Source organism: Paenibacillus sp. FSL H7-0714, from assembly GCF_038003765.1.
Taxonomy (GTDB): Bacteria; Bacillota; Bacilli; order Paenibacillales; family Paenibacillaceae; genus Paenibacillus_AQ.
Window position 1 is genome coordinate 6,823,364 of the sequence record NZ_JBBOPT010000001.1, and the last position, 26,287, is coordinate 6,849,650.

Here is a 26,287-nt window from a genome sequence, read left to right on the forward strand (position 1 = left end):
AAACTTATACTTTCTTATCTTTCAAAAAAGAGCGTCTAACACGGTAATCCGCATGTAGACGCTCTTGAAGTCGTTTGACTTTACCTCCAAACGACTTACTTTTTATTCATCTTAAACTTCAGGAAGAGCTCATTGTAATGAGCAAGCATCCGTTTGCCAAGATTATCATACACCTCAAGCCGATCCGTAATCTCAGCAGGCGGGTAGAAACGGGTATCCTCGGAAGTTTCCTTCGGAAGTAGCTCCAGCGCAGGGATGTTAGGTGTGGAATAACCTACGTATTCTGCATTCTTAGCCGCTACATCTGGGCGAAGCATGAAGTTAATGAACTTATGCGCTCCATCCACATTATCCGCAGTTCGTGGAATGACCATGTTATCAAACCACTTGTTCGAGCCTTCCTCAGGCACTACATAATCCAATTTATCATTCTCATCCATGATCTCAGAAGCATCACCGGACCACACAATCCCAACGGCAGCCTCTTCATTGGCAAGCAGCATCTTAATCTCATCTCCGACAATCGCCTTAACGTTAGGAGACAGTCTATTCAGCTTGGTCAGTGCTTCTTGCAGGTGAGCCTCATCCCGGTCATTAACGGAATAGTGCAGGCTGTTCAAAGCCATACCCATCACTTCGCGTGCTCCATCCACCAAGAAAATGTTGTTCTTCAGCCTGCTGTCCCAGAGGGAATCCCAGCTGGTGAAGTCCATCCCTTTGGTCATCTCCGGGTTGAAGATAATCCCGACGGTTCCCCAGAAGTAAGGCACGGAATACTTGTTGCCAGGATCGAAGGAAAGGTCCATAAACCGCGGATCAATATTCTTTAGATTCGGAACCTTGCTATGATCCAGCGGTATGAGCAAATTTTCTTCTTTCATCTTAGCAATAGCGTAATCCGAAGGAATTACGACATCAAAAGTAGTTCCACCCTGCTCCACTTTAGTTAGCATAGCTTCATTAGAGTCAAAAGTTTGGTAAATGACCGTTAATCCGGTCTCTTTTTCAAATTCCTTCAACAGATCAGGATCGACATAGTCGCCCCAGTTATAGATAGTCAGTGTATTCCCTCCGGAATAGCCCTCTCTCGAGTTCATCCAGGAGCCCAAGTACATTAGAGCGAATGCCGTGATCATGATCGCCAAAAAAGCATTTACCAGCTGTTTCATCTAGGCACCCCCGCTTCCGCCACTGGCTCCGCCACAGCTTCCGAGGTATTCTGACGGTTCTTCTTAAGGGTCAGGAAGTAATAACCGACAACGAGCAGTATCGTGAACAGGAAGATCAATGTCGATAGCGCATTAATGGATAACGACACCCCTTGCCGAGCTCTGGAATAAATCTCAACCGATAGCGTCGAATAACCATTACCCGTTACGAAGAACGTAACTGCAAAGTCATCCAGTGAATACGTAAGTGCCATGAAGAATCCACTAAAGATCCCCGGTTTGATAATCGGCAGAATAACCTTAGTCAGAACATCCTTGCGGCTTGCGCCGAGGTCACGTGCGGCATCCGTCAGTGAAGGACTCATATCCTGTAAATGCGGCAGAATCATCAACACGGCAATCGGTACACTGAACGCGACATGCGAAAGCAGGACGGACACGAAGCCAAGCTTGATGCCTGCAATGGTGAACAGGATCAGGAACGATGCACCGATAATGACATCCGGGCTAACGATCAACACGTTGTTCAGAGATAACAAGGTGTTTTTAGCACGGCGGTTCTGTACACTCTTAATGGCCAGTGCACCAATAATAGCGATAAGCGTGGCGATAGCCGAGGACAGAAGCGCGATTACAAGCGTGTTAATCATGATGATAATCAGACGTGTATCCTGAAGGACCTCACGGTAGTAATCCAGCGTAAAGCCCTCGAACTTGTGCATCGTCCCCCCGCTGTTGAACGAATAGTACATCAGATAGAAGATTGGCGCATACAGAACAGCGAACACTAGCACTAGGTACAGATTGGAGAACCCGTTTTTATTTCTCATTCCGCACCCCTTTCCGCGATCCGCCGGTAATAATCATGAACAGCGCCATAATAGCAATCAGAAACACTGCAACCGTGGAGCCCATGCCCCAGTCCTGTGTGACCAGAAAATGCTGCTCAATCGCAGTACCGAGTGTAATGACCCTGTTGCCTGCAATCAGACGAGTAATCATAAACAGGGACAGCGCTGGTATGAATACCGCCATACATCCGGAACGTACACCCGAAATGGTCAATGGAAAAATAACGCGCCGGAACGTCGTCCAGCCTGAAGCACCCAGATCACGTGCCGCATCCAGCAAGGATAAATTAAGATCCTCCAAAGCGCTGTAGATCGGCAAGATCATGAATGGGATAAAGATATACACAGATACAAATACAAAGCTGAAGCCCGTAAACAAAATTTGCTGTTCTCCGATTCCAAGCAGATCAAAGAAATTGTTGATTGGTCCGAACGTACCAAATATGCCGATAAAAGCGTAAGTTTTTAGCAGCAAATTAATCCATGTCGGTAAAATAATCAGCAATAACCATAGCTGCTTATGCTTCGTTCTCGTCAACAGATATGCCGCCGGATAGGCGACCAGCAAAGAGAATGCTGTAATCAAAAACGCATACCAGAATGAGGTCAGCGTCATTTTTAAGTACACAGGTGTAAAGAAGTTCACGTAGTTATCTAGCGTAAGATGCCCATCCAGATCAAATAGAGAATAATAGATGACAAGCAGTACTGGTGCGATTACAAACAAGGCGATCCACAGGTAATAAGGGATGAGATAATACGATCTGCCCTTATTCTTCATGACTCTCCACCTCGCCGTAAGCTTCCAGACGTTTGTCGAACTCTTCCTCCGTTTCACCAAAACGCATAACATGAATCGCTTCCGGATCAAAATAAAGGCCAATTTCACTACCTACCGTCGCCTTACGTGTAGAATGCACAAGCCATTCATGTCCGGATTCATCATAACAACTGATTTCATAGTGGACACCCCGGAACAACTGGGAATCCACTCGCACACGTAGCTTACCCTGTTCCAGCGTTGAAATTTCCAAATCCTCGGGACGTATAACAATCTCCACAGATTCGTTAGGTTTAAGACCAGCATCGAAACATTCAAAGCGGCGCCCGTTAAACTCCACCAGATAGTCTTCAATCATAACACCTGGAACAATGTTGGACTCGCCAATAAAATCAGCCACGAAACGGTTAATTGGCTCATCATAGATATCATTAGGTGTTCCGCTTTGTTCTATTTTTCCTTTGTTCATGACAAAAATCCAGTCGGACATCGCGAGTGCCTCTTCCTGGTCATGTGTAACAAAAATAAAAGTAATGCCAAGTCGTTGCTGCATTTCACGCAGTATGTACTGCATCTCTGTTCGCAGCTTCAGATCGAGCGCAGATAGCGGCTCGTCCAGCAAAAGAACCTGCGGCTCATTCACAATCGCACGAGCAATAGCCACGCGCTGACGTTGACCACCAGACATTTCGTTAATGGCACGCTGCTCGTAGCCCACAAGGTTAACGAAACTTAGCGCTTCCTGCACCTTCTTCGTGATGACGTCTTTCTTAAGCTTCTTAATGCGCAGTCCGAAAGCCACATTCTCGAATACGTTCAGGTGTGGAAACAATGCGTAATCCTGAAATACCGTATTGACCTGCCGCTCATTGGCTGGAATGTGGTTGATCACTTTACCGTTTAAATAGATAGAACCGCTTGTTGGCTCTGCGAAGCCAGCGATCAATCGTAGAATAGTCGTTTTACCACAGCCTGATGGACCAAGTAGTGTATAGAATTTGCCGCGCTCTATCTCAAAGCTGACTCCTTTTAACACCGGATCTTCGTCGTCATATTGCTTGGTAACCTCTTCAAATGAAATAATGGTGCCTTCCTGAATAGCTATAGCTAACAACCTCCCTGCCTAAAGTATCACAATACTATTTTACCCGCATCTCGCGGAGAACAATCGAATGGGCATGCTCAGCGCTAATAAGCGACAATTCCTCCTCTCATTCGACACTCCAATAGATATAGCATATTAGATTGTACCATTATATGCGATAGCTTACATGGAGAAGGAATGCGTAAACTTAACAACTTTGTAAAATATCCAGTCCTCCAGGCCTTTTTTAAGGTGTTATAATGAAAACGAACTGAAAGACCAGACAGTTTTTTCATTTTTTTCCGAAAGAAGATGAATGATAATGAACGAGGGGTTACAAGACCGCCTTGAAAAATATGGTTTCTCACTTTACATGATACGAATTACGCTGGCCGCTTCACTTTCATGGGTCGCCGTACACAGCATATATGGTAGCCAATATTTATACTTCGCACCCCTTGCGGCTATCCTCATCACCCAAGCCAGTGTTAAAGCATCGCTAGAAAAAGGAATCTACCGCCTGATCGGCATTATTCTTGGCGGGATCGTTAGCCTAATTGTTGGCCAGTTTTTTGATGTAGGTGGGCTTTCTATCCTGCTCATTCTACTCATCGGGATTGGCATCGCTACGGCCTGTAAGATGAACATTCAAGCTGTCTCACAGGTGGGGGTTACTTCCGTTCTAGCTCTTACTTTTTACCAGAATGACTACGTGCTTTGGAGAATAGGGGAAACATTTATTGGTGTGCTGATCGCCCTGGCCATCAATATGATTATCGTGCCGCCGAACAGGTTCGTCAAGGTAAAAGCATTGGCATTCGAAGGAAGTCTTCTACTTGCGGATGCATTAAAAGATCTCGTAGGCGTAAGACGTGATTCTCCGAAAGATAATTTGCTGGAGGAAGCAGGTAAACTCCTGTCGAATAGCAGCCGGGAACAGAAAGAAATGTTCTATACCCTCACACATTATCAGTGCCGGGGTGAACTGAAGGGACTCATACAGGCTACCTCACATCTAAAAAGCATTCATTCCTACGTCAAAGAAATCGCCGACGATATTCGTCTTCTGCCAGCGCATCACGCCTCTTCGGACTGGATGAAGGATGTGCTGGAATCAACCGCAGATTGCATTGCTCTTTATGGAACCAGAACCTTATCAGACGCCGAATGCCAACGTTCTCTTGCCGATTGTATAGAGCGTGCTCGTGACCTGCAATTGGCCAGTTTCTCTGAACTACAAGGGAATTGTTCGCTATCAAGCATTCGTGATCTTGGTGCGGTCTTCAGTCACTTAAACCGGGTGTTGGAGGAAGTAGAGCGTGCTAAATCTGCTACTTATGTTGTAGCCACTCGGCCCTCAACGGCTGAAGTCGCACGCGCTTTACGTTTTATTAAAAAGGGACTCTCCCAGAAGCTTTAAGCTTCGGGAGTGTCCCTTTTGTTCAAATATAAGGATGCCGAAGGCGTTTATGCTTGCCTATTCATCAATATGCCCTCATACGCCCCTGATTACTACAATCACCACATAAATTAATTAAACCGACTGCTTCGCGGCACGTCCTATCCTCACATTCACCAGAACAATGCTGCTAACAATAAGCAGTAGACCAATCACAAGATTCAAAGTAATCTGCTCATTTAAAAAGACTACGCTAGTACCTATCGAGATCAGTGGAATCAAAAAAGTGAATGATCCGACCTTCCCTGCCTCTCCCTCGTTAATCAGTTTGAAATAGATCAGCCAGCCTAAAGCGATCACAAAGACTGCAATAAATAGTGTATCGGCTATAAACGTTCCACTCCAGGTGATATCCGACCACTTCTCTGTAGCAGATCCCGAAAGTAGCAAAATGATACCACCGATCGTTATTTGCATAGCGGTCATCCATAGCATATCCACGCGCACAGCATTTCGTTTCATATATACCGTTCCTAATGCCCAGCTCAAAGCACTGGCTAAAGCAAGCACAATCCCCCATACAGAGATGCTTCCGTTAAGTCCTCCAATACTGAGGGAGCCTACTCCGATGAACCCTAGCAACAGACCTGCCATTTTGAGCCCGTACATACTCTCTCCTAACCACAGCCATGAAAAAATGCCCAGCAATACCGGCTGCAGAAATACAATGGACGAGAATAATCCTGCGGGTACATACTGCAAGCCAATCGTCTGAAATCCATAATAAAACACGATACTTAATATAGCCGAGGTCAGATAGATCGGCCATAGCTGCTTGAAGCGAAGCTCCTTCATCTTAGGAAGTGCAATTAGAATCAGAATGAATCCGCCGATGACGGTTCGGATACCTGCAAATAATAAGGGTGGAGCGTAGTCTAAGGCGATTTTCGATATAGGCCAATTTATGCCCCATACAATCACCAAAAATATAAGAAGGATGATGCTTTTCTTCTGCTGATTCATGTATTCACTCCTTGGTGTAGATTCATCACAAATGATACAATAATTAAGAATATAAATGAAATGAATAATACTCATAAGGGGCATATCATATTTGTTATGAACAATAATCAAATTCGTTTGTTCGTCAAAATCGCGGAGAGCGGTAGTTTTACCAAAGCTGGTGTAGAACTGAATATGACCCAACCTGCTGTCAGTCGAGCAATTTCCTCTTTAGAAGCCGAACTGGATGTAAAGCTATTACTTCGAGATCGACGGAACGGTCTAATGCTTACTGACATCGGCAAGCGTATCCTTGTTATTTTTCGTGAAATTCTAATGGGCTTTGATAAGGTCAATCAGGAGATTTCCGCCGAGAGGGGGCTTGAGAAGGGAAGCATTCGAATTGGGGCTTTTCCAGTGGCTTCTGCCTATTTTTTACCGAAGATTATTAGCTCTATCACTGAAAGATATCCGAATATTACGATTAGCCTGCAGGAGGGCTCTATCGCCGAAGTCAGAGAATGGCTGGAATCCAAAGAAATTGATGTTGGCTTATTGCTCGCTCCTTGCGAGGCGTTCGAAACCATCCCACTATATAGAGAAAAGCTGTACGCTGTAATCAGAAATGACCATCCTTTGCACGAGCGTTCTGTCATAGGTGTGAGAGAATTAGCAGGTGAGCCTATGCTGATCTGTAAAGCAGGTTATGAACCACCGGTGGTAGATTTATTCCGCAGAAGCAGCAGCTATCTGAATGTAAAATATGTGGTTAATAACTATGCAACAGCTCTTAATATGGTTCAAGAGGGGCTGGCTGTAGGTGTGATGTCTGAGCTATCTTTGTTATCTTTACCTCCAAATGTAGTAACCCGTGAACTGCAGCCCGACGCCTACAGAGATATACATATCGCAGTCAGCTCGCATACCGATACTTCCATAGCTGTAAAGATGTTCATGGAGACAGCTATGGATCTTTTTACTAAGCCTAAAAAAATGGATGATGAGGAGTGCTGAAGATGAACTTTAAAAGACTTGGAAATAGCGGACTACAAGTATCCGCATTGGGACTGGGGACAAACGCTTTTGGTAAAAGGGCGGATCAAGAGACCTCCATTCAGATCGTACATACTGCGCTGGATCATGGCATTAACTTTATCGATACCGCTAATATTTACGCCGGCTCCGAATCTGAGCGAATCATCGGTCTGGCCTTGGAAAGTAGAAGACATGAGGCTGTTCTCGCCACTAAAGCAGGCTTAGTTAAGAATGACGGACCTAACGGAAGCGGCTCCTCGAGGCGCCATTTGATGCAGGAATTAGAAGATAGTCTTCGCCGCCTAAAAACGGACTATGTCGATCTATACCAGATTCACACCTTCGATCCCAAAACGCCACTTGAAGAGACGTTACGGACCTTGGACGATATGGTATCTTCGGGCAAAGTACGCTATATCGGGGCTTCCAACTATACAGCATGGCAATTAATGAAGGCAATTGGAATTAGTGAGGCACGGAGCTTCGCCAAATATATTTCAATTCAGTGTAGCTATTCCTTAGCGGATCGGACCCCGGAGAATGAGCTTCTCTCCCTTTGTCTTGATCAAGGTGTAGGGATTATTCCTTATTTTCCACTGGCGGGCGGAATTCTCACAGGTAAATATAACTCAAACGGTTCCGCACCTTCAGGATCCAGAGCAGATACCGATCCTAATTTCAAAAGATTCCTGAATCATGAACGGATCGAACTGGGGAACAAAGTGGGGCAGATCGCTGAAGAACTGGGAACCTCTTCTACAGCACTTTCCTTAGCTTGGCTCATGAATCGTCCTGCCGTCTCGACAGTTATTGTGGGGGCTACACGCGTGGAGCAGCTGGAACAGAATCTGCATAGTACCTCCATTCAGCTTAACGAAGAGACAGTGAGCAAGCTGGATGAGGCAAGTGATTCCTTCCGCTTTGGCGAGCCCTTCGCTTTTTATCGGCTCCCATAATCTAGCTATTACAATGAAGGAGGGGAGTATTATGACAACACATACAACGGCTAGCATTCAAGCGATGCTTGAAGAGCATAAGGACTTTTTTAATCGTGGCGCAACTAAAGAGGTTGCCTTTCGGCTTAGTCAGCTTCAGAAACTTAAAGACAGTATTAAACGATACGAGAGTCGTATTATCACTGCCTTACAACAGGATTTAGGAAAAAGTGAGTTCGAGGCTTATGCCACAGAAATCGGCTTCACCTTGGACAGCCTAGGTTACATGATGAAACATCTCAGACGTTGGGCGAAGCCCGTAAAGGTTAGATCACCACTGCACTTATTTCCTGCGAAGAGTTATATCTTAAGTGAACCTTACGGTACCGCGCTCATTATAGGTCCTTTTAATTATCCATTTCAGTTGCTGATCGAACCGCTTATAGGCGCCATTGCCGCTGGAAACTGCGCTGTCCTCAAGCCATCGGAGAGCACACCAGCCATTACGGCTGTTATAGAGCAGCTCATTCAGGAGACCTTCGAACCCCAGTATATTCGCGTAGTTCAGGGGGAGAAAGAGACCACCAATCTGCTGATCCATGCCAAGTTTGATTATATTTTCTTCACGGGCAGTGTTCCGGTCGGCAAAATCGTGATGGAAGCTGCTGCGAAGAATCTAGTGCCTGTAACCTTGGAGCTTGGCGGGAAAAGTCCGGTCATTGTCGACACATCAGCCAATCTTGATGTTGCAGCGAAGCGAATCGTATGGGGAAAATTATTAAATGCCGGTCAAACCTGTATCGCCCCCGATTATTTGCTCGTTCATAAGGACATTGCTAATGAATTGATCACCAAAATCAAACATCAGATTACTGAATTCTACGGTCAAAATGCGCAGCCGAATACAGATTATGGCCGGATCGTAAATGAGCGCCAGCTGCAAAGACTCGCCAGTCTCATTGAACGGGATCGGGAAAAGGTGGTTATGGGCGGAACCGTCATTTCAGAAGAACGTTATATTGAACCTACACTAATCTATCCTGCGGCTTGGACTGACGCTTCTATGGAAGATGAGATCTTCGGTCCGATCCTACCCATATTGGAATATCATCAATTGGATGAAGCTATCCGGAGTATTAACGAGCACCCAAAACCACTTGCACTTTATCTATTCACAGAGGATAAAAATGTTGAACAAGAGGTGCTTTCCCGAGTCTCTTTCGGAGGAGGCTGCATCAATGATACGATCTCGCATGTGGCGAACGCTAGCTTGCCGTTTGGTGGGGTAGGCAACTCTGGAATCGGCGGTTATCACGGGAAGCACAGCTTTGAAGTCTTTTCCCACCGCAAAAGCATCGTTAAGAGAGGCACACGAATCGACCTCGGGATTGTGTACCCACCCTATGGGAATAAGATCAAGCTGGTACGAAAAGTATTAAAATAGACAAAGCAGCAAGCCTCCCATGACTGGGAGGCTTGCTACTTTTCAGAGGAACCACTTTTCATTATTTGAACAGCTGTACCAATTCCTCTACATGTAACTCCGCGGTAGAAGGAAACCAGAGCTCAGCACTCTCTTTCAAGGATGGACTTCCGGCTCCAACGGACCTCATACCAGCGGCTTTGCTGGCAGCTATCCCCTCCACTGTATCTTCGATAGCTACGCAGCAGTCAGGTGATATGCCCAGCATCTCGGTAACCTGTAAATAAATTTCCGGATCTGGCTTGCCCATACGGATGTTTTTAGGGTCAGCAATCGCCTGAAACAAGCGCCCGATCTTCAATCGTTCAAGAATCAGCATTGCATTCTCATTAACGGAAGCCAGTCCGACAGGGATTCGCTTTTTCTTCAAATCGGTCAGAAGACTATAGATACCCGGATGCAAATCATCCGGTGTCATTTGTTGAATCAGCTGTTTATACTTTTCGTTCTTTTTATTGCAGAGCATTCCTTTTACCGGTTGGGGTAAATTCAGACCGCTTCCTTCCAGTAGAATCTCTAAACATTCCATTCGACTATGGCCCTTCAGACGTACATGCTTCTCTCTATCAAAAGAAATCGCCAGCTCATCGGCTAAGGCTTTCCAGGCCAGATAATGATACTCACTAGAATCGGTAATAATCCCGTCCAGCTCGAAAATAACAGCTTCAAGCTGCTTCACATTTGAAAGGGACACCGGCTTCTTTACAGTTAACTGCACAAGGCTCCCTTTATGTAGAATTTCAACCACTTCACCTGTCAGTAGTGTATAGATCACTACCTTACTATCAACATAAATATCCAATAAATGCCCACCGCTTGTTATTTTAAACCGATAGCTGTCCCATTGTGCTGGCAAGGCAGGATTAAAGGATAGCATACCGCCACATAAGCGCATCCCACCAAACCCATTCACAATCGACAGCCAAGATCCTGCCATAGCAGCAGTATGCAGCCCGTCCTTCACATTGCGGTTAATATCATCTAAATCCATCCGTACCGTGCGGTCAAAATAGGCGTACGCTCCCGTTAAATCACCAATCTCAGCAGAAATAATACTGTGAATGCACGGTGACAAAGAAGAATCATGTGTCGTTAGCGGCTCATAATAATTGTAATTGCGGATCTTGTCCGCCAAGCTGAACTGATCACCTAACAGAAACATGGCCATCACCAGATCTGCCTGTTTGAGCACCTGATGACGGTAAATCACCAACGGATGGTAATGAAGCAGAAGTGGATATTTATCCGCTGGCGTATGTTCAAAGTCCCACTTTTTCTTAGTCAGAAACGTATCATCCTGAGCATAGATGCCAAGCTCCTCATCAAAAGGGACATACATTTTTTCTGCGGCGACCAGCCAATCATCAGGCTCTTCCTCAGTCAGACCAATCTTGCCCTTCAGACGTTCAAAATGCTCCGGATACTGCTTTCCTAACAGTCTGGCTATCTCATATGCATAATAGAGTTGATCCCGTACCATAAGATTAGTGTATGCATTATTGTTAACGATAGCTGTATACTCATCTGGACCCGTTACTGCGTCAATACAGAACGCACCCTCCCTGGCTGGATTAAAATGACCCAGATCCACCCAAAAGCGGGAGGTCTCGAATATCATTTCCGCCCCCTCCAGGACCAGAAACTCATAATCGCCAGTTGCCCGTACATACTGTTTAATGGCATAGGCAATGTCCGCGTTAATATGCATTTGTGCCGTTCCTGCCGGAAAATAGGAAGAGTTCTCAGCCCCATCTATGGTGCGCCAAGGATACAGTGCTCCCTTCTGAGACATGACTGCTGCCCGTTCCCGTGCCTTATCTAACGTAGCATAACGAAACTCGAGTAGCTTCCGGCTAATCTCCGGCTGTGTAAATGTAAAGAAGGGTATCATATACATCTCGGTATCCCAGAAATAGTGACCTTCGTACCCTTCACCCGTCAGGCCCTTGGCCCCGATGTTCGTAACCCCGTCACGTCCTACGGATTGCAGCAATTGAAAAGCATTAAACCGGATACCCTGTTGAAGCGCAAGATCGCCCTGAATCTCTACATCGGTATGTGCCCAGAAATGATCCAGAAAAGCCCGTTGTTCATGAACAAGAGCCTCAAACCCACAATTCTCCGCCAAACGTTGTACTTCTAAGCACCTGCCTAACAGCTCGTCTTCTATATAATCCTTAGAAGTGTGATACGAAATGTACTTGGTCAGAGAGATTCTTTCCCCCATCACCACTGGTACAACCCATTGCATGGATAATCGCTGATTTTCTAGCTGCAGGAGCTTTTCATATCCAGAGCTACAATTCAGACTATGGCTAATCCCTGTTAAAAGAGCAAACCCGGTATGCCGCGTCCTCTGCTTCATCCACAAAAAGGACTGCTCGAGCTCATGACCGGTTTCGACTAGCAGCAAGTTGGGTTCCTTACTCCCTGATCCCAGCCGGGGGTCATCCGTGACCTCCGGCCTTTGGATCTCACCATCGATCGATGAAGTAATCGTTAGGGTTCCCTCAAAATTCAATGCCTTGACCTCGTAATCTATGGCCGCTAAATGTTTATGCTGCATGGCCACCATCCGACGAATGTTCAGCTGTACCCTGTGTCCGGCAGGAGATTCCCATTCTACCTGCCGAAGCAAGATCCCTTTTCGCATATCCAGCTTCCGTTCATAACGGTGCACTTGCCCACTGTTCAACTGAAAGGTATGACCTTCAATGCTGAGTTCAATAATCTTGGCGTCCGTCACGTTCAGCATAGCTTGGTTGCGGGAAGGATACCCATAAGCTCCCTCTGGATACACAATAGGCTCGGAATCAAAAAATCCATTCAAGTAGTTCCCTATTACAGATGAGCCCGAGTGGCCATGGTAACCTTCCTCGAAATTACCGCGCATGCCAATGTATCCATTACCCAGAGCAAATACACTTTCGCTTCTTTGATTGTTCTCTTCATCATAAGTCTCCTCATCAAGACTCCACTCCCGGTAAGGATACACCGCAGCCGGATGTACGTATGGTTTCATCTTCATCTCTCTATGCTCCTCCTGACACAGTTTTGTTCAATTAGCTATACTTCATCCTTATAATTCCTGAAATGTTCAAATCAACCTTTTATTGATCCACCCATAAGCCCTCTGACGAAATACTTTTGCAGCAGGAAAAAAATCGCGAGCGGCATCAGCATAGAGATAAATGCAGCCGAGGTGAGTAAATGCCAGTCGTTGCCTCGTGAGCCTACTAAGTCGGCGATCTTCATCGACATGACCTGCACTGACGGTTGATTGCCGATAAAAATCAGCGAGACTAAATAGTCATTCCACACCCATAGGAATTGAAAGATTCCGATAGAAGCCAGTGCGGGCACAGATAACGGTAGAATCAGCCTACTGAAAATAGTGAAATGGCTCGCCCCATCCATAAAAGCTGACTCAAACAAATCCTTAGGAAGCTGACTGATAAAGTTATACATAAAGTAGGTAACCAGCGGTAATCCAAAGGCCGTATGCGCCAGCCAAATGCCCAAGTAACTTCCGTTCAGTCCAAGAGCCGTATAATCTTTGAGCACTGGAATAAGTGCCACTTGTATTGGAATAACGAGCATTGCGATAATGATGACAAAAAGCGTGCGGCGTCCAGGAAAACGTAGCCAAGCAAAAGCATAGGCGGCAAAAGAAGCGATCAACACCGGAATGACCGTCGCCGGAACAGCAATCGTCAGTGTATTCCAGAAGGCTTGCGACAATCCGGTACCCTTTTGCACCGTTTCACTGCCATCGGCTTGCTTGAGCTTGTATTCCTTGCCCGAGAGCACGTTATTGTAGTTATCCAATGTGAGATCCGGTGTCATTTTCCAGCCTTGTTCCTGTTGATTTATGGTACGCGCTCTGCGGTTCTCCCACATCAAACGACTGCCATCGGCCTTAACGCCTGCCTTCAGCTGATCATCTGTATAGGTTTTGCCATTCACCTCGATCGGCTCCCGCAGATCCACATCTTTAGATAGCTGAAGGGTCTCTCCAGCCTTCCACTCCTGATGAGGAAAAGCTTTCCACCATCCAGTCTGCAAAATATCGGCAGCCGGACGGAAGGAGGAAATGAACAGCCCAAGGGTCGGAAGCAACCAAATGAAACAAATCACACCCAGCACGATATTAACAATCGTCTTGCTGCCTTTTCTCTTCTTTTTCCCGGCCATTAGAATCCCCCTTGCTTACGGAACTGACGTAGATTGATTATGATCACAGGCAACACCGCGATCAGCAGAACAATAGCCAGCGTGGAGCCGTAACCGAAATTCCGGTACATAAAGAATTGGCGGTAAAACTGTGTAGCCACTACCTCTGTATCGTATTGACCTCCTGTCATCACCATGACGACGTCAAATATTTTCAACGTAAAGACGATAATGGTCGTTGTCACAGTCAGAATGGTTGCTGAAATGTAGGGGATCATGATTCCAAAGAAGATCTTCACCTCATTAGCACCATCCACTCGTGCAGCTTCCAATATGTCATCAGGAACTCCCTTAATAGCTGCCGAGAATATCACCATTGCAAATCCGGTCTGCATCCAGATCAGAATGATGATGAGGAAAAAGTTATTCCACGGCTGAAGCATACTCGTCCATGCCTGTGGTTCTCCCCCAAAATAAGTAACGATGGCGTTCAAAAGTCCAATTTGTTCATCGCCGGGTTGATAGTAATATACAAACTTCCAAATAACGCCTGCGGCTACAAAAGAAATAGCCATCGGCATAAAAATGATCGATTTGGCTAGCTTCTCATAGCTGCTTCTGTCGGCAAGAATTGCAATCAAGAGCCCAAAAGCTACACATGCCAGTGTACCAACGAATACCCAAAGTAAATTGTTACGCAGTGCCGTCGCCATTAGATGGTCGCTAAAGATCGCTGCATAGTTGCTGAGACCCACAAATTTCTCTGAAGAAGCATTGAAAAAGCTTAAATACAGCGTCCGCAGCGCAGGCAGCACCAATAGCCACCCCAATATAATCACTGCCGGACCAATAAAAATATAAGGCAATACCTTTCGGCGTACGTAATCAGGATATTGCTCGACTGCCCAGGTAAGTGTGTAATAGATCAGATAAACACCCAGAACCCCCCATAGAACAGCCAGAACTGCCGTTAGTAGCGGATTTAGCGTTGAATCCCGAAAGAATAAAAAGATCGAGCCATTAACAACAACATTGGCTATTAATACTAAAAGAGACAGCAATACCACCCTAAGGCTTACCGTCTGCTTGGCTTTTAATTGTGGCTTCATTTGTGGTTGTAGTTGTGATTGTCCACCCATATTAGCTCCAGCTCCTCCTATACTCGCGCTTTGGAAAACAAAAAGAGGGGCAGAGAACCTTCAAATCTCGCTGCCCCTCTTTTAACTGTGTGCTTTCAATATTAGGTTAGTTGTTCCAGCCAGACTGGATTTGTTCCAACGCCTGATCCAGCGTCGCAGTACCACTTACGTAGTCGGTCATGCCCTTCCAGAAGGTACCTGCGCCCACTTTGCCCGGCATCAGGTCAGAGCCATCAAAGCGCAGCGTGGAAGCATCCTGAACCAGCTTCGCCATCCGGCGATCGGATTCTGAGGTATACCAGTCCAGGGAAGCATCATTCATTGGAGCAATTACGCCGCCCGATTGCACCCAGCTCTTAATGGATTCTCCTGTAGTAAAGAATTCCATAACTGCACGAACTTCAGGACGATCGTTGAACATCGCGTAAATATCGCCAGCAACTAGTACTGGTTTACCATATTGAGGGTCGATAGGCGGCAGGTAAAACCAATCATAATCTACATCAACCTTTGCGGTTTCAGGGAAGAAGCTTGTAATAAAGTTGCCGAGCATATTAAACCATGCTTTAGGAGGATTATTGAACATTGGTGCTGGGGCATCCCCGAACGATGTCGTCACGATGGATTTTGCACCACCATAGACATAATCCTTGTTGAGCCAAATTTTCGACATGGTTTCAACTGCATTCTTCACTTCTGGAGAGGTAAATGGCAGCTCACCTTTTACCCATTTATCGTAGTTCTCAGGTGTAGTTGTGCGCAGCATTATATTTTCTACCCAGTCTGTTGCCGGCCAGCCTGTTGCAGCACCACTCTCGATTCCAATAGCCCAAGCAGGATCACCGTCTTTCGCAATTTGTTCCGTCAGAGCCATCATCTCATCCCATGTCTCAGGAACCTTGTAGCCTGCTTCATCAAATTGCTTTTTTGGATACCAGACCAAGCTCTTTACGTTACTGCGGTTCCAGATCCCCGCCATGATCTTGCCGTCTTTCCCGTCCATATTAGACATATCAAGCCAGCTCTTGTTGTAATTAGCCGTCAATTTGGCTTGATCCAGCACGTTAGTTAAATCGATAACCTTGCCAGTCTTAGCAATCGAGGCTAGCAGTCCCGGCTGCGGGAAATCAGCGATATCCGGAGCATTTCCACCGTCTACTCGAATGTTTATCGTAGCTTCGAACTCTTTTGAGCCCTCGTATTGAATATCAATTCCTGTCTTCTCTTCAAACTCTTTAATACTATTCTCAAATTTCACTTGGTCAGCATCTACGAAGGGGCCGAACATCGTTACTTTAGTTCCTTTATAGTCGCCCTTCATGGCTAGCTCTAGCGGAGATCCCGATGGCTCGGTGCTAGGAGCAGCTGTAGCTTTCTCAGTGTTATCTGCTGTTGGGCTGGTAGTCGCTGCAGGTGGATCTGTAGGCGCTGCATTGTTGTTATTGCCTCCGCCGCATGCGCTCAGCATCATAGTGAAGGATAAACACAGTACTAAAGCCAATGACTTTTTACGTCCTGAGGTTTTCTTCATCTTTTGTACATCCCCTTTAATGGTTTTAGAGATTGCTTCTGACTCAATCATCCGGTACCCTGGCATGTATAAGCAGCTTGTAGCAGATCACCTCCTTGCAAAGCTTTTCAGAATCTAAGAATCTATACTAAAAAAGAATCGAATTACAAATTCCAATTAATTGTAGCGCTTACATTTGTTATAGTATCACATAAAGTAAGCGTTTCCAATCTGTATTTGAAATGTTTTGGTAAAAATTATTTTTATTGTCTAAGCAAATATTCAAATGTTGCTTAAGACGAGCGCTGAATTCTGAAAAGCTTTTCAGAGGGTGGTACAAAAGTGAACTACTCCTATTTTTCTCGTGTAGATTCCCGCACAATCAGCTTATGCTCCATCTTCTCATTCAATACCTGCACTTCACCTGTTGTAAGCAATTCATGCAGCTTCTCGGCCGCACGATACCCTAACTCGTAAATTGGCTGTGCAATCGTAGTTAGCTTCGGGATGAACATACCCGACATCCTTAGATTATCAAACCCAATCACGGATACCTGACCCGGAACAAGAATATTACGATCCTTCAGATAAGAAATCGTCCCCATCGCGAATTCATCAGCAACACAGAAAACAGCAGTTAGCTCAGGGTAATCCGTAAATAGTTCGTGCGCAGCTTGATAAGCATGTTCAAACCGGTGACTGGCATATTTGCTCTTCACAATATTCTGCTGTAGCCCTGACTCTGTTAGTGCTCTTACAAATCCCTCATAGCGTGGTGGTCCTGATACGGAATTATCATGGTTAAAACCAATCATACCAATGTCTTTATGACCTAAATCAATCAGGAACTTTACCGCATCATAGGCAGCCGCTTCATCATCCACCTCCACACTTGGAATGTCGAACTCATCGGAATGCGAGGACACTAGCACAAATGGAATTCTACAACCGACCAATTTGTCATGATACTCAGGGTAAAGAAAATCACTGGCGAATACAATTCCATCCACCTGCTTCTCATGGAAGTTATCAATATAGGACAGTAGTCGTTCTTTGTCGCGGTCCGTATTGCAGATCATTAGACTATACCCAAGCTTGATACAAGCATCCTGCATCCCCCGAATCACCCCTGCGAAATACAGGTTCTCAATATCCGGAATAAGCAGGCCCAGTGTAAAGGACTTCTTGTAAATCAAACCACGTGCAAATGAATTAGGTTGATACCGCAATCGTTCTACAGCCTCCATCACTCGATTCCGTTTGCTCTCCACTACCGAATTCGGTGCATTCATAACACGTGACACTGTGCTAATCGACACCTCGGCCATTCTGGCAACATCTCTTATGGTTGGCTTCATAATGATAACTTCCTTTTTTAGGGAACTTTTCGATGTGATTATAGCAAGCCCGATTGGAAATAACAATAGAATTATTGAAGCGCTTACATTATTTTAAACAATTCATCTTTCCTCCTCTTTCTTCACTCGGAAGATAAACGACTTACTTAAAGTGTGTATATAGTTTTATTACATGGTATACTATCCGAGTAGCGATATTCGTAGCTACAAATACTGCTCTATGAGCATAGAGCATTTATTATAGGAGGGATAACATTGAAACAACCTCGTGACATTCGATTCTCCGTACTGGACCTGGCTTCTATTGTGGAAGGAGGGACCGCGGCAGACTCTTTTCATAACTCTCTAGATTTAGCTCGGAACGCTGAGAAGTGGGGCTATCATCGGTATTGGTTCGCTGAACATCATAATATGATCGGAGTTGCCAGCTCTGCTACCTCACTCTTGATCGGACATATTGCTGGTGGCACCCAAAGCATACGTGTTGGCTCTGGCGGCATTATGCTATCCAACCACGCACCACTTGTTATTGCCGAACAGTTCGGGACTCTCGAATCTCTGTATCCGGGACGGATCGATCTTGGACTGGGCAGAGCACCCGGATCTGATCAACCAGCTTCCCGTGCGCTGCGTCGCGGGCTCGGAAGCGATGGCAGTGAATTCCCTGAGCAGCTAAGTGAGCTAAGAGCTTACTTCGACCCTGCAGGAGCAGGATCGCGCCCAGCTGGAGTACGCGCGGTTCCTGGGGAAGGCTTAAATGTTCCCATCTGGCTCTTAGGCTCCAGCGGCTTTAGTGCTGAGCTAGCAGCCAAGCTAGGGTTGCCTTTTGCCTTTGCCAGCCATTTTGCACCTGAGTATTTACTTCAGGCGCTGCACATATACCACAGTAATTTCCGTCCATCAGAAGTACTAGACAAACCTTATGTTATGGTCGGACTAGGGGTTACAGCAGCCGATACTGTAGATGAGGCAAGAAAGCTAGCTACCTCGCAGCAGCAGCAGTTCCTCAATATCATCCGCGGGCGTACAGGCAAGTTACAACCACCCGTTGAGAGTATGGATGGGCTATGGACGGTACAAGAAAAAGCAATCATGCTCGATAAGCAGCGTTATTCTTTCTCTGGCGATAAAGCAGCGATTAAAGAACGATTTCAAGACATTCTGAAAGAGACACAAGCAGATGAATTGATTATCTCCGCAGGGATTTATGATCATGAAGCTCGTCTTCGTTCCTATGAAATTGTAGCTGAGGCTATGAAAGAACTGTAAGATTGCAGTCTTAACAAGGCAGGACGTTATCTGAGTATCGGGAATTCTCCCGTTTTAGATATGCGTCTTGCCTTTTTTGTTTTGTTTTCGAAACCGTTCTTAATAAAACACTAATAAGATATTAAAAAATATAAAAATAAAGAGATATAGAGAGAAATCAACAGATAAACAGACCATATACTTATTATTTAAGCAAATATGATCTAATTAGTTGTAATACATCATTTTTCTTTGGATATCATTTTGTTTATACTTTATATATTCGCTATAACGAACGATTTGTATTTTGGCTATGCCCTCTTTCTCCGTTCATTCAGAAAGATTCCGCCCACGAATGAAAGAGTGGTACTTCACAATACCACTTATTTCGACAATGTAGAATGGAATAATCGTTTAAAACGGAGGATTTTGCCGGAAGCCCGCAGATTTTGTTTTTCAACAGCTACAATGGGCTCAGGAGAAAGGAGCAAAGAAAGTGAAGAAGAAATACCATTCGGTCTTCATAGCTGCTTACGTTCTGATTATTCTGGTAGGAGTAATATGGCACGCTGGAGGGGTAAGCGCTCAGGATACCATTAAGCTTACTGTGAATTCTCATACCACGAGCACAGCCACCATGAACAATATGAAGCCCGGTGACGAAATGAGCTCAGAGTACACGATTATTAATGATGGCACAGAAGGCTTTGATTACTTTGTGGACTTTAAATTCATCTCTGGAGACGTAGAGTTGTACAATATTCTCCAAATGACACTCGAAAAAGAGGGAGTAATCATCTATTCGGGAGTGATGAGTGAGGCTGCTGGCAGAGTAACCATCGGTTCACTTGCTGGAGGAGAGAAGAGTGTAATTCAAATGGATGTAACCTTCCCATGGGAAGCCGGCAACGAATATCAAGGGAAGGCCACGACCGTAGCTTTTGAATTCTCCGCTTCCGGAGAACCAGGTCCAACCACCGAGCCTACTTCAACGCCTACGCCAACAGCGACGGTTGCACCTACACCTGATCCATCACCTACAGCAACGGCAACAGCAACAGCAACGGCAACAGCAACAGCAACAGCAACGGCAACAGCAACAGCAACAGCAACAACTGAACCTACTACAACACCTACTGAAACACCTACTGAAACACCAGCAGCTACACCTGAAGCTTCACCGTCACCTACGGTTGCACCAACCACAACACCTACGGATTCACCAACGACTACTGCCTCACCTACAGCTGTCGTAACACCAGGTCAGTCAGTGCCTCCAACAGCAACAGCAACACCATCGCCTACACCTACGGCTTCACCGCCTGCAGTCGATGAAATAAGCGTTACTGAAGAACCGATTCCAATGGGCGGAAGCAGTAATGAGCCTACACCTGCAGCGTCACCAGGTGCTGGTAGTCAAACCACCAGTGCAACACCTCAGCCAAGCGATGAGGTAGCCTTACCTGACGGCGACATTCCTTTGGGAGCACCAGAGGCAGGCAACGAGCTTCCAAATACCGCCGAGCCTTGGTATAACTTAATTCTGGCCAGCTTAGCTATTGCGGTACTCAGCGTGATCATCATGCGCAGATTGAAATCGAAGAAAGAATAACATTTAGTAATATAAGTCTGGAGGAGAGAGTATGAAGAAGCGTAATGGTGTTTTATTAACCGTGAAGCTAATCTTCATACTCTCTTTAGTTGTGCTGATTTATTCGATCGTCCAAGTCGTCAAAGCACCCATCGAGGCCAAGCAGGCCCTAAATGATTGGGCAAAAAAGAGGGAGGAAGCCATCGCCCGCCCCCTTTCAAATGAAGAGAACCCTCTCCCCAAGGGAATGGTCAGTTCTTCAAAAGAACAACCATCTTCTCCTCCCTCCTATAAAGAGGGTGAAGTGATTGGAGAAATCCGCTTCCCCACCTTAAATAAGAAGGTGGCTATTCTGGAGGGTACGGAAAGCCCTGAATTAAAAAAAGGAGCTGGACACTATATAGGTAGCGCAGCCATCGGTGCCATCGGTAATAGCGTGCTTGCTGGACACCGTGATACCGTATTCCGCAATCTAGGAGAACTTGTCGCAGGAGATCTAATCGAACTGGAAAGCATGGACGGTACGTTCACCTATGAAGTGACAGGCAGCACGATTGTAGACGGGACTGAACGCGGCGCAATAAAACCAAGCGATAAGGCTATTCTTACCTTGATCACCTGTTATCCTTTTTCATACGTGGGGTCAGCACCGGACCGGTATTTACTTTCAGCGAAGCTAGTAAAGAAAGAAATATCGCCTCATTAAAGCTAATCTTAACTCTTAATCTTCCTCCTCAGGGATGAGACCGGATATGGAAAGTGATACTATATAGATACAACAGTAATGAGGAGATGACCCACAGTGAAAAAAGAGGTTATAGAACGGTTTATTTCGTATGCTCAAATGGATACCCAATCGAACGAGGATAATGAAACTTGTCCGTCCACTCCGGGGCAGATGGTGCTGGCTCACAAGCTGGTCGAAGAGCTCAAGGAGATCGGCATGGATGAAGTGCAGGTGGACGAGCATGGGTATGTCATGGCTACACTCCCAGCCAATACGGAGAAGGATGTTCCGACCATTGGTTTTTTAGCGCATCTCGATACAGCAACTGATTTCACAGGAACAAATGTAAAGCCACAGATCGTGGAGAACTACGATGGCAAAGATATTCTTTTGAACAAAGAATTAAATGTTGTATTGTCTAAAGCGAGCTTCCCAGAGCTGGCAGAATATAAAGGCCATACATTAATTACAACCGATGGTACCACCCTGCTTGGCGCAGACAATAAAGCCGGTATTGCCGAGATTATGACAGCTATGAATTACCTTCTTCAGCATCCAGAAATCAAACATGGCAAGATTAGAGTTGCCTTCACACCGGACGAAGAAATCGGCCGCGGACCTCATAAATTTGACGTAGCTGCTTTTAATGCTTCCTATGCTTACACTGTGGACGGAGGCCCACTCGGTGAACTAGAGTATGAAAGCTTTAATGCTGCATCAGCCAAAATCTCGGTTTACGGCGTCAATGTACATCCTGGTACTGCCAAAGGAAAAATGATTCATTCCGCAAAAATCGCTATGGCGCTCCACCTTAGACTCCCTGCTGAGGAAGCTCCAGAATTCACAGACGGTTATGATGGCTTCTACCACCTTAGCTCCATAGAAGGCACTCCGGAATTCAGCAAGCTTCAATATATCATTCGTGACTTCGACCGCGAGAAATTCGAGGCACGTAAAGCCTTTCTTTCTGCCATCGTAGATGAATTCAAGAGCATCTATGGTGAAGAGAACATCGTGCTTGAAATGAAAGACCAATATTACAACATGCGCGAAAAAATCGAACCGGTGCGTCATATTGTCGATATTGCCCATGAGGCGATGGAGAATCTGAACATTACGCCGATCATCCGCCCGATTCGTGGGGGAACAGATGGCTCACAGCTTTCCTACATGGGGTTACCTACACCTAATATTTTCACGGGGGGCGAAAATTTCCACGGCAAATTCGAATACGCCTCTGCTGACAACATGGAAAAAGCGGTGAACGTAATCGTCGAGATCGCCAAGCTGTTCGAACAAAAAGCCTAAATCGTAATTCACGTCACTCCATATTGAACACAAAAAAATCCCTGAAAAGGTCGATTCAGACCTCTCAGGGATTATTAATGTTCAAAGTCTATTCGATTAGCATCTTTCTTCCGGCGGCGTGTCTTTCCAGATCACGTTTTCCCCGTAATTCTTACCCCAATCATACATCAATCGAAGGACGGGAAGCAGGCTTTGTCCATATGAAGTCAGAGAATACTCTACTTTTGGAGGAACCTCGGCATACACTTTCCGAAGAACCAACTGATCTTCTTCAAGCTCTCGAAGCTGATTGGTCAACATTTTCTGCGTGATATGAGGAATTAGCTTCTTCAGCTCACTGAACCGCTTTGTCCCTTCAAGCCCAAGATGCCACAGGATTATCAGCTTCCATTTGCCTCCGATCACCGCAAGCGTTAGTTCCTTCTCGCAGTTAATTTCCTTCAAATTGATGCGATCTTTAATCTCGGTCGCCATAACTAAAGCGCCTCCTCTCTCCTGTTGTCATACTAACACAAAAACGAATAACCTCCTTACTAGGAAGGCATTCGTTTCTGTACTCTCACTCTAAATTAGCATGCTTGCCGAACATCTGCTTAGTCGTCTGCCCCGTCTTCTCCATCATCCGCAGAATCACTGCATCGTAAAAGACTAACATCGTCTGTTCGAATAAAGAAGCCATTGGCTGAATCGTGCTGTAGCCTCCGCTGGTCTGATCTTTTGTAGATCCCGGCAGCTTCACTGCATAGCTCGCTAAACGTCCGACGGTCGAGTCCGGCGCAATCGTAACGGCAATAACCTCTGCACCTACTCCTTTGGCCTTCTCTGCCATAGAGATCAGCCCCTTAGTCTCTCCTGAACCCGAACCGAGCACAAGCACATCACCAGGCTCAATACCCGGGGTTACCGTTTCTCCCACGACGTACGCTTCTTTACCGACATGCATGAGTCGCATTGCAAAAGCTCGTCCCATCAATCCTGATCTACCAGCCCCGGCCACAAATACCTTATTCGACTGAAGAAGCAGTTCAGCCATTCGTTCAGCCTCTTGATGATCAAGCTGAGAAATGGAGCGCTGAAGCTCCTCTATAATTTGCTGCGCATATTTCAATGTATCCATTGTAATCTTAAGCCTGGTTAACTAGACGTTTCATCTCTGCCGCTGCGGCCTTTTGATCAGCCTCACCCGTAATGCCTCCGCCAACGATAACAAGATCAGGATTCGCTGCAATAACTTCCGGAAGCGTACTTAGCTTGATACCCCCAGCGATAGCGGTTTTAGCCTGTTTAACCACACTTTTAATTGCATTCAAATCTGCAAAAGAATTTTTCCCTTCCGCCTGATGGTCATATCCAGAGTGTACGCAGACATAGTCTACGCCAAGTGCGTCTACTTCAGCCGCTCTTGACTTAATATCTTTTACATTGATCAGGTCAACCAGAATCTCTCTATTCGTCTTCTTAGCTTCCTCCACCGCACCCCGAATGGTAGCATCATCAGATACACCAAGCACAGTAACGATATCAGCACCAGCTTCTGCCGCCTTCATCACTTCATATCCACCAGCATCCATTATTTTCAAATCAGCCAATACTGTCAAAGCAGGAAAAGCTTCCTTTATTGCTTTCACCGCATGCAAGCCTTCATTAATAACGATAGGTGTTCCAATTTCAACGATATCTATATATTCAGCAACCTCTGAGACAATCTCTTTCGCTCCCGCAATATCCACTAGATCCAATGCTAATTGCAATTTCATATTTATTTGCACTCCTTGTTAATATATTTTAGTAAGTCATGTACAAATTGTAGATCCTTACATCCTTTAAGGGAAGTAGGCACTTTATTGTGATGTAGTTACCTGGAGGATACTAATGTGCTGCTGCCAGCTTTATCTTTGCAGACATTAACAACCTTTTGTCATATTTTTGTAAAAGTACTGCATTTTCATGAAAGCTGTGCTAACATTACAGTTTGTTTATGGAATAACAGCAATTTAATCATGATGTAAGAAGGTGTACAATGAAGCACAATAATCACCAAGAATTTAACCTTGTAAAACTAACTTGGCCGATATTCCTGGAACTGTTCCTATTTATGCTCATGGGCAGTGTGGATACTTTTATGATCAGCTCCGTATCGGACGATGCCGTATCGGGTGTTGGCGCAGCGAATCAGATTATCGCGATGGCTATTTTAGTTCTCAGTGTAATTGGTAACGGCGCAGCGATTGTGGTCTCCCAATACCTCGGTTCCAAAAAACCTCTGGAAGCCGCTCAAGTGACCGGCAATGCCATTACCCTAAACCTGTTAGTAGGAATTCTCCTAAGTACGTTTTTGCTGATATTCGGAGGGACTCTACTAACTGCCCTGAATGTAAAAGGGGATATTCTCGTTTACGCTAAATCCTATATACATATTGTCGGGGGCGGTATTTTTCTCCAAGCATTAATCAATGCTCTGGCGACCACAATCCGTACGCACGGTTTCACTAAACAGACGATGGTCGTATCCTTGCTGATGAACATCATTCACGTGGTGGGTAACTACTTACTCATCTATGGTCATTTTGGACTTCCAGCGTTAGGTGTCGAAGGTGCAGCTATCTCAACGGTTGTCAGTCGGTTTATCTGTCTTATTATTTTCTTCTTATTGCTCTACAGAGTGATGGAGGTACGGGTAAAGTTAACCTACTACATTCATCTTTCCAAAAAATATGTGCAGCAAATTCTCAAAATCGGCATCCCGTCCGCGTTTGAATCGATTATTTATCAATCTTGTCAGCTCGTATTCACGCTGTATATTACCTATCTGGGCGCCGAGGCTATGGCCACTCGTCAATATGCGCTCAACATTTCCAATTATATTTATTTATTCAGTGTAGCCGTCTCTATGGGAACCTCCATTATCGTAGGACATCTGGTGGGAGCTAGACGTCCCAAGGAGGCCTATAAGCGTGTATTCACCAGTGTGAAGTGGGCACTTCTGGTCACAGTAGTAATAGATGTGCTTGTGATCGTCTTCCGGGTACCGCTATTCGGCCTCTTCACAGACAACGAGAACATTATTCTGATGGGGGCTCAGGTTATACTGCTTAGTTTCTTCCTAGAGACCGGGCGCACAACTAATTTGGTCATCATTAACTCACTACGCGCCTCGGGTGATGCGAAGTTCCCAGTATATATGGGACTGATCTCCATGGTCTGCATGAGCTTACCCCTTGGCTATTTTCTGGTATTCCAGCTTAACCTAGGATTAGCCGGTGTGTGGATTGCCACTGCGGCTGATGAGTGGACAAGAGCTGTCATTATGTATTTCCGCTGGAAGAGTCGAGCTTGGGAGAAACATGGACTGATTCAGCACGATGATGTAGAACACAGCACGCCTTCCACTACCCCTGCAGCTGTAAATTAACGAATTTATTTAGGTGGTTCTCTAAGGTCATACCAGATCTTAAGGGTCCACCTTTTTTATCGCTTCATGATTACATAAATAT

The 26,287-nt window shown here is 45.5% G+C and carries 22 protein-coding genes; 9 read left to right on the forward strand and 13 right to left on the reverse strand.

Annotation, left to right across the window (positions count from 1 at the left end):
* Positions 1 to 95 precede the first annotated feature (95 nt).
* The 4 genes from NST34_RS30710 to NST34_RS30725 are packed head-to-tail and all read right to left on the reverse strand — an operon-like array spanning position 96 to position 3,900.
* Positions 96 to 1,169, reverse strand: coding sequence for an ABC transporter substrate-binding protein (locus NST34_RS30710; protein ID WP_076284904.1), 1,074 nt, complete (start codon positions 1,167 to 1,169; stop codon positions 96 to 98).
* Complete coding sequence (locus NST34_RS30715) at positions 1,166 to 1,999, reverse strand: ABC transporter permease (protein ID WP_042131492.1); 834 nt, start codon at positions 1,997 to 1,999, stop codon at positions 1,166 to 1,168. Before NST34_RS30715 ends, NST34_RS30710 begins: the two co-directional genes overlap by 4 nt.
* Complete coding sequence (locus NST34_RS30720) at positions 1,989 to 2,801, reverse strand: ABC transporter permease (RefSeq protein WP_042192705.1); 813 nt, start codon at positions 2,799 to 2,801, stop codon at positions 1,989 to 1,991. Before NST34_RS30720 ends, NST34_RS30715 begins: the two co-directional genes overlap by 11 nt.
* Positions 2,791 to 3,900, reverse strand: a complete 1,110-nt coding sequence (locus NST34_RS30725) for an ABC transporter ATP-binding protein (RefSeq protein WP_042194671.1) — start codon at positions 3,898 to 3,900, stop codon at positions 2,791 to 2,793. Before NST34_RS30725 ends, NST34_RS30720 begins: the two co-directional genes overlap by 11 nt.
* Before the next feature lie 307 nt (positions 3,901 to 4,207).
* On the opposite strand from NST34_RS30725, the gene NST34_RS30730 reads away from it, so the two are divergent.
* On the forward strand, positions 4,208 to 5,305 hold the full coding sequence (locus tag NST34_RS30730) for an FUSC family protein (RefSeq protein ID WP_076284905.1): 1,098 nt from the start codon (positions 4,208 to 4,210) through the stop codon (positions 5,303 to 5,305).
* Positions 5,306 to 5,419: 114 nt separating this feature from the next.
* Here NST34_RS30730 and NST34_RS30735 read toward each other — a convergent pair whose 3' ends face one another.
* Complete coding sequence (locus NST34_RS30735; RefSeq protein ID WP_339799311.1) at positions 5,420 to 6,307, reverse strand: DMT family transporter; 888 nt, start codon at positions 6,305 to 6,307, stop codon at positions 5,420 to 5,422.
* Between the two features lie 96 nt (positions 6,308 to 6,403).
* Between NST34_RS30735 and NST34_RS30740 the strand changes: the two genes are divergently transcribed.
* The 3 genes from NST34_RS30740 to NST34_RS30750 are packed head-to-tail and all read left to right on the forward strand — an operon-like array spanning position 6,404 to position 9,700.
* Entirely contained in the window at positions 6,404 to 7,300 is an 897-nt protein-coding gene (locus tag NST34_RS30740) for a LysR family transcriptional regulator (protein WP_341059229.1), read from the forward strand.
* A 2-nt stretch (positions 7,301 to 7,302) separates the two neighbouring features.
* The gene (locus tag NST34_RS30745) at positions 7,303 to 8,277 is read left to right on the forward strand and encodes an aldo/keto reductase (protein WP_341059227.1); all 975 of its coding nucleotides are present in this window, start codon (positions 7,303 to 7,305) and stop codon (positions 8,275 to 8,277) included.
* Between the two features lie 31 nt (positions 8,278 to 8,308).
* Positions 8,309 to 9,700 carry an aldehyde dehydrogenase gene (locus NST34_RS30750; RefSeq protein WP_341059226.1) on the forward strand — a complete coding sequence of 464 codons (1,392 nt, stop codon included), beginning with the start codon at positions 8,309 to 8,311 and terminating at the stop codon, positions 9,698 to 9,700.
* 61 nt (positions 9,701 to 9,761) lie between these two features.
* On the opposite strand, the gene pgmB is transcribed toward NST34_RS30750, so the two are convergent.
* The 5 genes from pgmB to NST34_RS30775 all read right to left on the reverse strand — a co-directional run bounded on the left by pgmB (position 9,762) and on the right by NST34_RS30775 (position 17,919).
* Positions 9,762 to 12,767: a beta-phosphoglucomutase gene (gene pgmB, locus NST34_RS30755; protein ID WP_341129402.1), complete on the reverse strand. Its 3,006-nt coding sequence runs from the start codon at positions 12,765 to 12,767 to the stop codon at positions 9,762 to 9,764.
* Between the two features lie 74 nt (positions 12,768 to 12,841).
* Positions 12,842 to 13,933, reverse strand: a complete 1,092-nt coding sequence (locus tag NST34_RS30760) for a carbohydrate ABC transporter permease (protein ID WP_042131499.1) — start codon at positions 13,931 to 13,933, stop codon at positions 12,842 to 12,844.
* The gene (locus NST34_RS30765; RefSeq protein WP_341129614.1) at positions 13,933 to 15,021 is read right to left on the reverse strand and encodes a carbohydrate ABC transporter permease; all 1,089 of its coding nucleotides are present in this window, start codon (positions 15,019 to 15,021) and stop codon (positions 13,933 to 13,935) included. The genes NST34_RS30760 and NST34_RS30765 overlap by 1 nt, the downstream gene beginning before the upstream one ends.
* Positions 15,022 to 15,157: 136 nt before the next feature.
* Positions 15,158 to 16,582: an ABC transporter substrate-binding protein gene (locus NST34_RS30770; RefSeq protein WP_341129403.1), complete on the reverse strand. Its 1,425-nt coding sequence runs from the start codon at positions 16,580 to 16,582 to the stop codon at positions 15,158 to 15,160.
* Between the two features lie 332 nt (positions 16,583 to 16,914).
* A complete protein-coding gene (locus tag NST34_RS30775) occupies positions 16,915 to 17,919 on the reverse strand; it encodes a LacI family DNA-binding transcriptional regulator (RefSeq protein ID WP_076297981.1) in 1,005 nt (334 codons plus the stop codon).
* Positions 17,920 to 18,174: 255 nt separating this feature from the next.
* On the opposite strand from NST34_RS30775, the gene NST34_RS30780 reads away from it, so the two are divergent.
* The 4 genes from NST34_RS30780 to pepT all read left to right on the forward strand — a co-directional run bounded on the left by NST34_RS30780 (position 18,175) and on the right by pepT (position 22,793).
* Positions 18,175 to 19,188, forward strand: a complete 1,014-nt coding sequence (locus tag NST34_RS30780; RefSeq protein ID WP_341129404.1) for an LLM class flavin-dependent oxidoreductase — start codon at positions 18,175 to 18,177, stop codon at positions 19,186 to 19,188.
* A gap of 475 nt (positions 19,189 to 19,663) precedes the next feature.
* Positions 19,664 to 20,779: a hypothetical protein gene (locus NST34_RS30785; RefSeq protein WP_341129405.1), complete on the forward strand. Its 1,116-nt coding sequence runs from the start codon at positions 19,664 to 19,666 to the stop codon at positions 20,777 to 20,779.
* Between the two features lie 31 nt (positions 20,780 to 20,810).
* Positions 20,811 to 21,464: a sortase gene (locus NST34_RS30790; RefSeq protein ID WP_052404454.1), complete on the forward strand. Its 654-nt coding sequence runs from the start codon at positions 20,811 to 20,813 to the stop codon at positions 21,462 to 21,464.
* A 96-nt stretch (positions 21,465 to 21,560) separates the two neighbouring features.
* On the forward strand, positions 21,561 to 22,793 hold the full coding sequence (pepT, locus tag NST34_RS30795) for a peptidase T (RefSeq protein WP_341129406.1): 1,233 nt from the start codon (positions 21,561 to 21,563) through the stop codon (positions 22,791 to 22,793).
* 96 nt (positions 22,794 to 22,889) lie between these two features.
* On the opposite strand, the gene NST34_RS30800 is transcribed toward pepT, so the two are convergent.
* From NST34_RS30800 to hxlA, 3 genes are all read right to left on the reverse strand, one after another.
* Entirely contained in the window at positions 22,890 to 23,267 is a 378-nt protein-coding gene (locus NST34_RS30800; RefSeq protein WP_036682121.1) for a winged helix-turn-helix transcriptional regulator, read from the reverse strand.
* A gap of 85 nt (positions 23,268 to 23,352) precedes the next feature.
* Positions 23,353 to 23,910: a 6-phospho-3-hexuloisomerase gene (hxlB, locus tag NST34_RS30805; RefSeq protein ID WP_341129407.1), complete on the reverse strand. Its 558-nt coding sequence runs from the start codon at positions 23,908 to 23,910 to the stop codon at positions 23,353 to 23,355.
* A 7-nt stretch (positions 23,911 to 23,917) separates the two neighbouring features.
* Positions 23,918 to 24,550, reverse strand: a complete 633-nt coding sequence (gene hxlA / locus NST34_RS30810) for a 3-hexulose-6-phosphate synthase (RefSeq protein WP_076284916.1) — start codon at positions 24,548 to 24,550, stop codon at positions 23,918 to 23,920.
* 263 nt (positions 24,551 to 24,813) lie between these two features.
* Here hxlA and NST34_RS30815 point away from each other — a divergent pair, with 263 nt between their 5' ends.
* On the forward strand, positions 24,814 to 26,205 hold the full coding sequence (locus tag NST34_RS30815; protein WP_341129408.1) for an MATE family efflux transporter: 1,392 nt from the start codon (positions 24,814 to 24,816) through the stop codon (positions 26,203 to 26,205).
* Positions 26,206 to 26,287 lie beyond the last annotated feature (82 nt).

What these genes read in the sequence shown, in the direction of transcription:
- NST34_RS30710 (WP_076284904.1), bottom strand. Translation starts at nt 1,169, where the DNA reads ATGAAACAGCTGGTAAATGCTTTTTTGGCGATCATGATCACGGCATTC.
- NST34_RS30715 (WP_042131492.1), bottom strand. Translation starts at nt 1,999, where the DNA reads ATGAGAAATAAAAACGGGTTCTCCAATCTGTACCTAGTGCTAGTGTTC.
- NST34_RS30720 (WP_042192705.1), bottom strand. Translation starts at nt 2,801, where the DNA reads ATGAAGAATAAGGGCAGATCGTATTATCTCATCCCTTATTACCTGTGG.
- NST34_RS30730 (WP_076284905.1), top strand. Translation starts at nt 4,208, where the DNA reads ATGAACGAGGGGTTACAAGACCGCCTTGAAAAATATGGTTTCTCACTT.
- NST34_RS30735 (WP_339799311.1), bottom strand. Translation starts at nt 6,307, where the DNA reads ATGAATCAGCAGAAGAAAAGCATCATCCTTCTTATATTTTTGGTGATT.
- NST34_RS30740 (WP_341059229.1), top strand. Translation starts at nt 6,404, where the DNA reads ATGAACAATAATCAAATTCGTTTGTTCGTCAAAATCGCGGAGAGCGGT.
- NST34_RS30745 (WP_341059227.1), top strand. Translation starts at nt 7,303, where the DNA reads ATGAACTTTAAAAGACTTGGAAATAGCGGACTACAAGTATCCGCATTG.
- NST34_RS30750 (WP_341059226.1), top strand. Translation starts at nt 8,309, where the DNA reads ATGACAACACATACAACGGCTAGCATTCAAGCGATGCTTGAAGAGCAT.
- pgmB (WP_341129402.1), bottom strand. Translation starts at nt 12,767, where the DNA reads ATGAAGATGAAACCATACGTACATCCGGCTGCGGTGTATCCTTACCGG.
- NST34_RS30760 (WP_042131499.1), bottom strand. Translation starts at nt 13,933, where the DNA reads ATGGCCGGGAAAAAGAAGAGAAAAGGCAGCAAGACGATTGTTAATATC.
- NST34_RS30765 (WP_341129614.1), bottom strand. Translation starts at nt 15,021, where the DNA reads ATGAAGCCACAATTAAAAGCCAAGCAGACGGTAAGCCTTAGGGTGGTA.
- NST34_RS30770 (WP_341129403.1), bottom strand. Translation starts at nt 16,582, where the DNA reads ATGAAGAAAACCTCAGGACGTAAAAAGTCATTGGCTTTAGTACTGTGT.
- NST34_RS30775 (WP_076297981.1), bottom strand. Translation starts at nt 17,919, where the DNA reads ATGAAGCCAACCATAAGAGATGTTGCCAGAATGGCCGAGGTGTCGATT.
- NST34_RS30790 (WP_052404454.1), top strand. Translation starts at nt 20,811, where the DNA reads ATGAAGAAGCGTAATGGTGTTTTATTAACCGTGAAGCTAATCTTCATA.
- NST34_RS30800 (WP_036682121.1), bottom strand. Translation starts at nt 23,267, where the DNA reads ATGGCGACCGAGATTAAAGATCGCATCAATTTGAAGGAAATTAACTGC.
- hxlB (WP_341129407.1), bottom strand. Translation starts at nt 23,910, where the DNA reads ATGGATACATTGAAATATGCGCAGCAAATTATAGAGGAGCTTCAGCGC.
- hxlA (WP_076284916.1), bottom strand. Translation starts at nt 24,550, where the DNA reads ATGAAATTGCAATTAGCATTGGATCTAGTGGATATTGCGGGAGCGAAA.
- NST34_RS30815 (WP_341129408.1), top strand. Translation starts at nt 24,814, where the DNA reads ATGAAGCACAATAATCACCAAGAATTTAACCTTGTAAAACTAACTTGG.